The organism is Lentzea xinjiangensis, from assembly GCF_900110955.1.
GTDB classification, from domain to species: domain Bacteria; phylum Actinomycetota; class Actinomycetes; order Mycobacteriales; family Pseudonocardiaceae; genus Lentzea; species Lentzea xinjiangensis.
This window is the reverse complement of the sequence record NZ_FOFR01000029.1, coordinates 28699-39406: the sequence shown is the minus strand read 5'-3', so window position 1 is coordinate 39406 and position 10708 is coordinate 28699. Positions and strand designations below refer to the sequence as shown.

At 71.1% G+C, this 10708-nt stretch carries 9 protein-coding genes and 1 pseudogene; all 10 read left to right on the top strand.

All coding sequences use genetic code 11. The features are described from left to right. Positions 1-9 precede the first annotated feature (9 nt). The 10 genes and pseudogenes from BMW88_RS37385 to BMW88_RS37340 all read left to right on the top strand — a co-directional run bounded on the left by BMW88_RS37385 (position 10) and on the right by BMW88_RS37340 (position 10666). A complete protein-coding gene (locus BMW88_RS37385) occupies positions 10-942 on the top strand; it encodes a TauD/TfdA family dioxygenase (protein WP_245778325.1) in 933 nt (310 codons plus the stop codon). Positions 943-1046: 104 nt separating this feature from the next. Continuing rightward, positions 1047-1241, top strand: a pseudogene (locus BMW88_RS43780) (MbtH family protein); the annotation flags it as partial. Positions 1242-1649: 408 nt separating this feature from the next. After that, entirely contained in the window at positions 1650-2795 is a 1146-nt protein-coding gene (locus BMW88_RS37375; protein WP_143116439.1) for a glycosyltransferase family 9 protein, read from the top strand. Further along, positions 2792-4426: a carbamoyltransferase C-terminal domain-containing protein gene (locus BMW88_RS37370; RefSeq protein ID WP_089960743.1), complete on the top strand. Its 1635-nt coding sequence runs from the start codon at positions 2792-2794 to the stop codon at positions 4424-4426. Before BMW88_RS37375 ends, BMW88_RS37370 begins: the two co-directional genes overlap by 4 nt. Continuing rightward, positions 4423-5916 carry a D-glycero-beta-D-manno-heptose 1-phosphate adenylyltransferase gene (rfaE2, locus tag BMW88_RS37365; RefSeq protein ID WP_089960741.1) on the top strand — a complete coding sequence of 498 codons (1494 nt, stop codon included), beginning with the start codon at positions 4423-4425 and terminating at the stop codon, positions 5914-5916. The genes BMW88_RS37370 and rfaE2 overlap by 4 nt, the downstream gene beginning before the upstream one ends. 4 nt (positions 5917-5920) lie before the next feature. Then, positions 5921-6838 carry an aspartyl/asparaginyl beta-hydroxylase domain-containing protein gene (locus BMW88_RS37360; protein ID WP_089960738.1) on the top strand — a complete coding sequence of 306 codons (918 nt, stop codon included), beginning with the start codon at positions 5921-5923 and terminating at the stop codon, positions 6836-6838. Beyond that, positions 6835-8688 carry an ABC transporter ATP-binding protein gene (locus tag BMW88_RS37355; RefSeq protein WP_089960736.1) on the top strand — a complete coding sequence of 618 codons (1854 nt, stop codon included), beginning with the start codon at positions 6835-6837 and terminating at the stop codon, positions 8686-8688. The genes BMW88_RS37360 and BMW88_RS37355 overlap by 4 nt, the downstream gene beginning before the upstream one ends. Then, the gene (locus BMW88_RS37350; protein WP_089960731.1) at positions 8678-9277 is read left to right on the top strand and encodes an ankyrin repeat domain-containing protein; all 600 of its coding nucleotides are present in this window, start codon (positions 8678-8680) and stop codon (positions 9275-9277) included. Before BMW88_RS37355 ends, BMW88_RS37350 begins: the two co-directional genes overlap by 11 nt. Beyond that, positions 9270-9683: a DUF5990 family protein gene (locus BMW88_RS37345; protein WP_143116438.1), complete on the top strand. Its 414-nt coding sequence runs from the start codon at positions 9270-9272 to the stop codon at positions 9681-9683. The genes BMW88_RS37350 and BMW88_RS37345 overlap by 8 nt, the downstream gene beginning before the upstream one ends. After that, the gene (locus BMW88_RS37340) at positions 9683-10666 is read left to right on the top strand and encodes an aspartyl/asparaginyl beta-hydroxylase domain-containing protein (protein WP_177221605.1); all 984 of its coding nucleotides are present in this window, start codon (positions 9683-9685) and stop codon (positions 10664-10666) included. Before BMW88_RS37345 ends, BMW88_RS37340 begins: the two co-directional genes overlap by 1 nt. Positions 10667-10708: the final 42 nt, after the last annotated feature.

Sequence of the window (10708 nt, the reverse complement as noted above, 5' to 3'; positions counted from 1 at the left end):
CCGTTGCGCGTGGTTGCCACCGAGTCCGGGCTCGACCTCGCCCGCTGGGCGACGGAGGCGGCCGGCACGGTGCGGTCCTGGCTCGACGCGCACGGCGCCGTGCTGTTCCGGGGCTTCGACGTCGACCTGAACGGCTTCGCCGCGGTGCTGGAGGCGTTCGCCGGGGCACCGAGCCCCTACCTCGAGCGGTCCTCCCCGCGGACCGAGCTCGGCGACCGGATCTACACCGCCACCGACCACCCCGCTGACCAGACCATCGTGCTGCACTGCGAGAACTCCTACCAGCGGGCGTTTCCCCGGCGGCTGGTGTTCTGCTGCCTGCGGCCACCGGCGACGGGGGGCGCGACGACCCTTGCGGACACCCGCCGGGTGCTCGGCCGGATCAGGCCGGAGGTGCTGGCCGGGTTCGCCGAACACGGTGTGCGCTACGTGCGCAACTACGGCACCGGGCTGGGCATGTCGTGGCAGGAGGCGTTCCAAACCCAGCAGCGCGCCGACGTCGAGGAGTACTGCCGCGAGCAGGACCTCGAGGTCGAATGGGGCGAACGCGACCGGCTGCGCACCAGTCAGGTCCGGCCCGCGCTCGCCGTGCACCCCGATACCGGCGACAGGGTGTGGTTCAACCACGCGGTCTTCTTCCACCCCAGAAGCCTGCCCGCGCAGGTCACCGCCGAGGTCGGTGGTCGGCTGACGGAGGCGGACCTGCCCGCGACGACCTGCTACGGGGACGGCTCCCCGATTCTCGCCGAGGACCTGGACCACCTCCGGTCGGCCTACGCCGCTGAGCGCGTCGCGGTGCCGTGGGAGCGGGGCGACGTCCTGGTGGTGGACAACCTGCTGGCCGCGCACGGCCGCGAGCCCTTCACGGGCGAACGCCAGGTCGTGGTCGGCATGGGCGGCCCGCTCACATGGGACGCGGTGCGGGACGGGGCGAACCGGTGACCCGGAATGCCCGTCCACCCCCTTTGCTCCGGCCGCCCTTCACCCCTGACGAGCCCGAACACCCGTCCCGCAACCCGAGCAGGAGCTGTTCCGTGACCAAACCTGTGGACGACGTCACCGACGACCGTACCTACCACGTCGTCATCAACGCAGAAGAGCAGTACTCGATCTGGCCCGCCGACCAGGACATGCCCGGCGGCTGGACCGCCGCGGGCAAGAGCGGCAGCCGTGAGGAGTGCCTCGCCCACATCGACGAGGTGTGGACCGACATGCGACCGCTGAGCCTGCGGCAGTTCATGGCTGAGCACCCGGACGGCCTGGCCGAGGAGGTCGACGACCCGTACGCGGGCGTGCCGACCTTGGTGGACCGGCTCTCCGCCGGGCAGCACCCGGTCGAAGCGTCGCTGCGCCCCGACCGCACGGCGGCCGCGCTCGGCGAGGCCGTCGAGCGCGGGTTCGTCTTCCTCCGGTTCACCGACACCGACGGCGGCACCGAACTGGGGGTGGAGCTGGTTCCGGAGGACTGCGCGCTCTCCGGCGCGGACTTCACCGCGGGAACGGGGGAGATCCGCCTCAGCGGGGCCCTGGAGCTGGACTTCGTCCCGGTCACCTGCACCGCGTCGATCGATCTGGCCACGTTGACGGGCCAAGGGAGCTTGACCGTTCGCGAGGTGTGACCGAAGGACGTGGGTCGAAGCTACGGAGGCATGGCAGTGGTGGAGTCCGAGGTGTACGTGTTCGCGCGGCTCGCCGCGCCGGGTCTCGGCGACCTCGTGCAGCGCAACATCGCGTTCGCCTTGTTGCGCCGGGCCTACCCGGAGGCGGCGATCACCGTCGTGACCGGCCGTTCACTGGCCGCCCGGTTCGGCGAGTTCTTCGCGCGGCACAGCTACGCCACGGCCGTGCTGCCCTGCCCGGATCCAGGTGAGCAGGACGCGGACGGCTGGGCGCGGTTCACCGAGCGCCTCGCCATCGGCGGGGCTCAGGTGTGCTTCGTCGACCCGGACAGCAGGGGACTGGGCGCGGCCGAGGCCAGGCAGGCCGGGATCCCGGTCCGCCTGGGCTTGCCGGGGCCGGGGGTGCGCGTGGGCGACCTCACGCACCCGCTCCGGCTGCCTCGCCCGGTGTTCGGCCTGCCGGACCTCTTCGACCACGCGTCGGCACTGGCCGGGGCACTCGGCCTGCCGGGCAGGCTCCGGGCGCACGAGGTGGTGCCGGCGTTGCCGCGCAGTGGCACACCACCACCGCGACTGGTCGCCGGCACGCCCAGGATCGCCGTGCACCCCGGTGGCGCCCGGCACTGGAACCGGCGGTGGCCGCTCGGCAGCTACGCCGAGCTCTGCAGGCTGGTGGTCCGCCACACCGGCGCCACCTGCTACCTGCTCGGTGACCGGTCCGAACGCGACGACCTGCTCCGCTTGGCCGCGGCCGTCACCGGAGCGCAGCAGGGTGCGCGCGTCGAGGTGGTCACGGACACCTCCCTCGACGCGACCGCGAACCTGCTGGCCGCGATGGACCTGCTGGTCGGCAACGACTCGTCGCTGGCGCACGTTGCCGCGGCGGTGCGCACGCCGACCGTGGTCGTCTACGGCCCGACCGGGACTGAGTTCCTGTGGACGCGGGTGTACCCGCACCACACGGCCGTCTCGCTGCGCTACCCCTGCCAGGCGGCCACCAACCCGGCGGAGGACGTCTCCGTCCGGGTCTGCGCACACGGCTGCCCCCTTTCCTACACATCGCCCGACGGGCCCTACCCGAGGTGCCTGACCGACCTGGCCGTCGAGCGGGTGTGGGCCGCCGTCGCCCGGCGGCTCGGTGAGACCGGCGCACGCAGAATCGAGGTCCTATCGTGAGCAGCGGGCAACCGGACGCGGTCCGCACCATCCTGGCGGTCAACTTCAACCACGACGGCGCGGCCGTCCTGCTCCGCGAGGGCAGGGTGGCGGGCTTCGTCACCACCGAGCGGTTCTCCCGGATCAAGAAACACCCGGGACTGCGGGAGGCGGACCTCGCCGAGCTGCTGGACCAGGCGGGGCTTTCACTGTCCGATGTGGACCACGTGCTGTTGTGCAACCTGCACAACATGGACTCGCCGGACATCGCGCTGCTGCACGGGTCCGATCTCAAGGAGACCTGGCTCGAGTTCTGGGTGGACCAGCGCAACGCGCGGGTCAGCATCCACGGCCGGCAGATCCCGTGCACGGTCAACCCGGAACACCACCTGCTGCACGCCGCCTCGAGCTTCTACACCTCGCCGTTCGACACCGCGGTGTCGGTGGCCATCGACCCCCTCGGCTGCCGTGCCTACCTGGGCCGTGGCTCCAAGCTGATGCCGTTGCGGCGTGACTTCGACAGCTGGTTCACCGCCAACGTCGGCTACTGCTACGTGGCCGAGGCGATGTTCGGTTCGAGCATCGTCGGCGCCGGCAAGGTCATGGGACTGGCACCGTACGGCGAGTCCGAAGGGGCGAGCGAAGTCGACCTCACCGGCATCACCCGGTTTGACGAACTGGTCGCCCTGGCCGACAAAGACCCCGTGCCCGTCAAGGTCGGCGACAGGGAACTCAACGCTCGCCTGGCGCACTACATCCAGCGCGGCCTGGACATCCAGCTGATGGAGCTGTTCGCCCAGCTCGGCCCGATCGCCGCGCGCGCCGGGATCGGGCCGAACTTGTGCCTGTCCGGCGGCACCGCGCTGAACGTGGTCGGCACCGAGCCGGCGTTCGCCGCGTCGGCGTTCGAGCGGATCCACTTCTACCCCGCCTGCGGCGACGACGGGACCGCGATCGGCGCCGCCCTGTGGTACTGGCACCACGTCCTGGGCCACCCGAGGCAGTCGCACCCGAACACCGAGCTGATGTACTCGGTCCGGCAGTATCCGGAACAGGCCGTTCAGAGCGCCCTGGACGAGCACCGCGACGAGATCTCGGTGGAGGTCGTCGACAACTACGTGGGGCGCGCGGCGGATCTGATCGCCGGGGGCGCTGTCATCGGCTGGTTCGACGGGGCTGCGGAGATCGGGCCCCGCGCGCTCGGGCACCGCAGCATCCTTGCCGACCCGCGCAGCCCCACGATGCGGGACCGGTTGAACTCGGAGATCAAGCTGAGGGAACACTTCCGCCCGTTCGCGCCGTCAGTGCGCAACGAGCGGGCGACCGAGTGGTTCGGCGTGTCCGACAGCCCCTTCATGCTTCGCGCGGCTCCGGTGCTCAAACCGGGGGTACCCGCGGTGACGCACGTGGACGGCACCGCGCGCCTGCAGACGGTCCGTCGCGAGGACAACCCCGCCTACTACGACCTGATCCGCGCGTTCGAGGACCGGACCGGGGTGCCCATGGTGCTGAACACGAGCCTGAACACCAAGGGTGAGCCGATCGCCGAAACCCCGCAGGACGCCGTGCGGACCTTGCTGGACGCGGGACTCGACCACTTGGTGCTGCCGCACATGATCGTGCGACGGCGCGAGCCTGGGACCGCGTCGTGAACGGCGATCTGCTCGGCTTGCTGGCCGCCGTCAGGGGGCTGCGGGTGGCGGTCGTCGGAGACGCGATTCTCGACAGGTATCTCACCGGCGTGCCCGTCGGGATGTGCAGGGAAGCTCCGGTGCCGACGCTCGACCTGGTCGGCGAGCACGACCAGTGCGGCGGCGCGGCGAACGTGGCAGCGAACCTCCGCTCGCTCGGCGCCGAACCGCGGCTGCTCGCCGTGGTCGGCGCGGACACCGCCGGCCAGCAGCTGCGTGCGGCGGTGGCCTCCGCCGGGGTCGGCACCGACCACCTGGTGACAGACGAGAGTCGGGCAACGGTGGTCAAGCGCCGGGTGCTGGCCCAGCAGCAGATGCTGCTGCGGCTGGACGAGGGCAGCAAGAAGCCGATCGGCACTGCCGCCGCGGCCGAACTGGCCGCCCGGCTGACCGAAGAGCTCCTTTCGTGCGACCTGGTGATCGCCTGCGACTACGGCTACGGCACCTTCGTCGAGTCGGTCACCAGGTCGCTGGCCCGTTCCGCCCGCCGCCCGCCGCTCGCCGTGGACTCGCGGACGCCGGCCGCGTTCCGGCCGCTGCACCCGGCCGTGGTCAAGCCGAACTACGCCGAGGCCGTCGCGCTCCTGGGTGAACCCCAGCTCGCCTCGCCCGGCGAGCGGGTGCGCCAGGTCGCGGACCGCGAGGAGCTGCTGCTGGAGCGCAGCGGTGCCGACATCGTCGCGGTCACTCTGGACCGGGACGGCGCGGTGGTGCTGCAGGCCGGGCGGCCGAGCGTGCGGACCTACGCGACCGGTCGCGAAGCCGAGACGACAGTCGGTGCCGGGGACACCTTCACAGCGGCGATCGCGCTGGCATTGGCCGCCGGCGCCGACCCGGCCTCGGCGGCGGAGTTCGCTTCCGCGGCGGCGGGAACCGTGGTGCGCCAGCCGGGCACGGCGATCTGCGATCCGGCGGAACTGCGGCGGAGGCTGGCCGGCACCGGCACGATCCTGCCCGGCGGCGAGCTGCCCGCCTGGCTCACCGACGTGGCGGGCCGCGGCTACCGGGTGGTGTTCACCAACGGTTGCTTCGACATCCTGCACGGAGGGCACGTCTCCCTGCTCAGCAGGGCGAAGGCGTTCGGCGAGCTGCTCGTGGTGGGGGTGAACGCCGACGAGAGCGTGCGCAGGCTCAAGGGGCCGTCCCGGCCGGTGATCCCGCTGGCGGAACGGATGCGGGTGCTGGCCGCGCTCGGCTGCGTCGACGTCGTGGTGCCCTTCGACGCAGACAGCCCGACCGAGCTGATCGAGCGGCTGCGGCCCGAGGTCTACGTCAAGGGTGACGACTACACCGTCGCGAACCTGCCGGAAGCGCCGCTGGTCGAACGGCTCGGCGGTCGCGTCGAGCTGCTCAGCACCGTCGACGGCCGCTCCACCACCAAGATCATCCGAGACATCCACGCACTGTCCGCCGACGGGCGCCGCACCGTTCCGGACCGGAAAGGGGTATGAACCGATGGAAACGACCACCGGAGCCCGGCGAACGGACCGGACGCGGCAGCGGTACTCCGACCTCATCGCCGACCTGCTCGCCGAGGGAGACGAGGCCGCCGCGCGGGCGTGCGCCGAACTGGCCGTTGCCCAGGGCGTCTGGCGTCACCCCGACCAGCGCCCGACGCACTACGTGCCCTCCCTGCCGCCGATCCCGGTCTACGACCCGGAGCGGTTCTGGTTCACCGGCTACCTGCGTGAGAGCTACCCGCGCATCCGCGCCGAGCTGGATTCGGTCACCGACCCGGCGGCGCGCGGCTTCCTGCCGGTGGAGGAGCCGCTGCTCGGCAAGGGCCGGTGGGACCAGGTGATCTTCTACGAGACGGGGCAGCGGTTCGCCGACGCCTGCGACCGGTTCCCGGTCACCGCCGGCGTCATCGAGGGCATCCCGGAAGCCAGCAGCGGTGGGCCGGGGGTGGTCACCCTGTCCTGGCTGCATCCCGGAGCGCACATCAAGCCGCACTGCGGGGGGTCCAACGCCCGGCAACGGGTCCACCTCGGGCTCGTCGTGCCGGAGGGACCGCGGATGAGGGTCGGCGACCAGATCCTGCGGTGGCGGGAAGGCGACTGCCTGGTCTTCGACGACTCCTTCGAGCACGAGGTGTGGCACGAGGGCGTCGAGCCCAGGGTCGTGCTGCTGCTGGACGTCTCGCACAGCGAACTGGACGACAGCATCCGGGACTGGATCCTCTCCGCCCGCACCACGTTCGACGACCGCATCCGCGCGTACATGGACGAGCACGGCATCGCACGAGCCGAACTGGTCGACGGCGTGCTGAGGCTCATCGCCGACGGCGGGCCGGCGAGCCTGGTCACCCGGCACCTGCGCGAGGTCGACGCGTCGGCGGTCGTGCTCGAGGACGGGAAGGTCAGGTACGAGTGAACTCTCCCACTCCGACCGGCCAGGAGGCGGACCGGCCGCCGGGGCCCGGTTGGTCGCAGCTGTTCGCCCTGCTGCGGTTCGGTCCCCGCCTGCGGTTCGAGCTGGCCGGCCTGCTGGTGCTGGACCTGCTGTCCTACACCACCGTGCTCATTCAGCCGCAGGCGGTGAAGTGGCTGCTGGACTCGGTGTCGACCGGCGCGAGCTTCGTGCCCGCCGTGCTGGCGCTCGCCGTGGTGGCCGTGTGCTCCGCGATCCTGGTCACGGTGAGCAGCTACCTGCTGGGCAAGCTGGGGCTGCGGATGGTGCTCGGTGCGCGGTCCGGCATGGTCGGCGCGCTGCTGCGGGCGCGGGTCACCACTGTGCAGCGCATGCCGATCGGCGACGTGCTCTCCCGGGTCGGCAGTGACACCATGCTCCTGCAGAACGCGTTGTCCGAAGCGTTGGTCCGCGGCGCGGTCGCTCCGATCGTCCTGGTCGCGACGGTGGTCCTGATGGCGTTCACGGACCTGTCGATGGTGCTGGTGTTGCTGGCCATCGTGGCCGTGGGTATCGGAGTCGAGCGACTGGTCCTGCGCCGGCTGTCCAGGGCGACCGAGGCGGCCCAAGCCCAGGTCGGTGAGATGCTCAGCGGGCTGCAGCGGGTCCTCGTCGCCTTCCGCACGGTCAAGGCCTCCGGCACCGAGGCGCGCGAGGCGGACCGGATCATCGGGCAGGCCGAGTCGGCCTATCGGCAGGGAGCCAGGGCCGCGGGCTGGAACGCGGTCGTCGATGGCACCGGCTGGTTCCTCATGGACCTCATGTTCATCACCGCGCTCGGCATGGGTGCGGTGAAGATCGCCTCGGGCGAGATGTCGGTCAGCGAGCTTGTCGCGTTCATGCTCTACATCACCGTCCTGCGCACACCGGTGGCGGTGCTGACGAACGCCGCGAGCGCCATCACGGCAGGCCTGGCCGCACTGGCCAGGGTGGAGCAGGTCCGGACCGTCCCAGCCGAGCCGGACGACCTCGATGCGACCGCCGCTCCGGCACCCGGTCCCTCCGACGTCCCGGCGCCGGCCGGGATCGTGCTCGACGACGTCTGGGCGGGATACCAGGACCACCCGGTGCTCAAGGGCGTCTCGCTGCACGTCCCGCACGGTCTGACCGTGCTGACCGGTCCGTCCGGCATCGGCAAGACCACCGTCCTGAACCTGATCGAGCGGTTCCTGGAGGTCGGCCAGGGACGCCTGCTGCTGGACGGCGTCGACGTCAGGGCGTTGCGGCGCGACGAGCTCCGCAACCGCCTGGCCTACGTCGAGCAGGACGCGCCTCTGCTCGGTGTGAGCATCCGGGAGGCCGTGCGGTACGGCACGGACTGCACGGACGACGAGGAGCTGTTCTCCGCCCTGCGAGCCGTCGGGCTCGCCGACTGGGTCGAGTCCTTGCCCCGCGGTCTGGACACCGCCATCGGAGAGCGCGCGGTCGCGATCTCCGGCGGCCAGCGGCAACGGCTGGCGGTGGCCCGCGCACTGCTGCGCCACGCCGATGTGATCCTGCTCGACGAGGCGACCTCGCAACTCGACGCGGACAGCGAGAAGACCCTGCTGCGCACGCTCGTGGACCAGGCCAAGGTTCGCGCCGTGCTCGCGGTCAGCCACCGCATGTCCGTGGCGAGCCAGGCCGATCTGGTGATCCTGCTCGACGAGGGCAAGGTCCGGGCAGCGGGGAAGCATGCCGAGCTGCTGCGATCGGACGCGCTCTATCGCCGGTTGGCGACCACGGGACCGGCGACGCCGGAACCGGGGTCACCGGTGCGCAGGAGTGGACATGACAGCGAGCAGATCGATTCGAGGAGTTTCCATGGCAGCTGAGCAACGACGCCGAGACGCGCTGGCCGACGCATGCCGAACCGGCGACAGCCGGGCAATCCAAGAACTGGCGCCGACAGCGGCGGAGCTCGCGGTGCGCGACGAGCACGGGTGGAGTGCGCTGGACTGGGCCGCGGGAAGCGGTGACCCGTCGACGGTGGCGTCCCTCCTCGCGGCCGGAGCCGACCCCGCAGCCACGACCGGGGATGAGCGGACGCCCTACGAGATCGCTGTGGCCGCCGGTCACCGGGAGGCTGCGGCGGTGCTGCGCCAGAGCGCCGGGCGGGCGTCCGGCAACTGGACGCCTTACTGCCGGGCTTACCCAGTCGCCGCAGTGCGCGCCTACCCTGCCTGGCCCCAGGTAGGGGAAAGCGTCGACGACGATTCTCCGGAGGAAGGCGCCCTCGTCTACGTGCACGACGATTTCACCGTCACCTCCTCGATCTGGCCAGGTGAGGATGTGCTTCTGGCCGAAGTCACCCCTGGGTGGGAGCGCTTCTGCCGCGAGGAGCTGGGGTTCTCGGCGCCCGACGACCTCGACCTCATCCCGTCAGCGGGCGAGCCGGCCGGTGAGCGGGTGAACCATGGCTGAGGGCGTCGTGCGTGCAGTGGTGACCTGGGCTAGTCCGCCCGAGCACCCGGCGGGCGTCGGTTTGCAGGACAAGACGGGGGAGCTCGTCGAGGGTGTCGGTTCCGAGGACGGTGCCCGCCGCTACACCGTGGACATCACGGTGCGTGAACGTCGTGGCTCCGGCGGTGGCGAGGCCGACTTCGGTGGCCCGTTCGTGTTCGGCACGGCCGGGGACCGCTTTCTGTACCTGAGCTTTCAGGGAACCGGTGGGTCGTTGGTGCGGAGGTCGAAGATCGCTCTGCCCCGGGACTGGGCGTTGCCCGTCGGCGACGAGATCCACGTGACGGTGATCGATGCGGACGGCAGCCGTGCCGTGCTTGGTGGAACCGGTTGGTCGGCGGCTGCGCCGGAGAAGGGAAGGCCATGATGACCTCGAACCAGACTGCGAGCACTTCCAGCACCGTCGGTGCGCGTGCGTACCTGGAGCAGATGGTGCGCCGGTACTACTCGGGCCTGATCGACGCCTGGCACTACGCGGGCGAGACCGAGAAGGCCATGGAGTCCGCGGCCGAGGCGGTGCGGCAGGGTGTCTGGGACCAGCCGCTGCAACGGGCGAGGGAGCACATCCCCGGCCTGAGCGCGCAGCCGCTGCACGACCCCGCCGAGTTCTGGTTCACCTCGTACCTGGAGGAGAGCTACCCGCAGATCCGGGCGGAGATCGAGCAGGTGCTCGACACCCCGCTCGACCCGGTGGCGCCCAGCACCAACGACGCGGGCCTCATCCGCAGGGGCGCCTGGAAGCAGGCGCACCTGTTCCGCGACGGCCGTTGGCAGAACCGGGTGTCCGAGCGCTTCCCGATCACCACCGCCATCCTGGAGAGGATCCCGGACGTCACGGTGCTCAGCCCGGGAGTGATCACGGTGTCGCGGGTCACCCCGGACACGCACATCATGCCGCACTGCGGGCCGACGAACGGGTTGCTCCGCATCCACCTCCCGATCAAGATCCCGGCCGGGGTGAGCATCCGGGTCGCTGACCAGGTGCTGCAGTGGGAGGAGGGCAAGTGCCTCGTCTTCGACGACTCGTTCGAGCACGAGGTGTGGCACCGGGGCACCGAGGACCGGGTGGTGCTGATCCTCGACGTGCTGCACCCGGAGTTGAGCGGTGACCATCAGGAGCGGCTGCTGCGGCGGCAGCACAACTTCGAGGAGCAGATCGTCTCGTTCATGCGCGAGCGCGGTCTGCGGCAGGTGCGCGTCCAGGACGGCGAGGTCGTCCTCACCCCGGACGACACGGTGCGGCAGCTGGTCGAAACCTACCTGTCGGGCATCGGCATCACCGGGGCTGAGCTCGATGGCGAAGAGGTCCAGTGGGAACGGCAGGACTCGCAGCCGGGACCCGCGGAATGACGGTCCAGCGGCAGGGTTCCGCGGACTCACGGACTTCGGCAC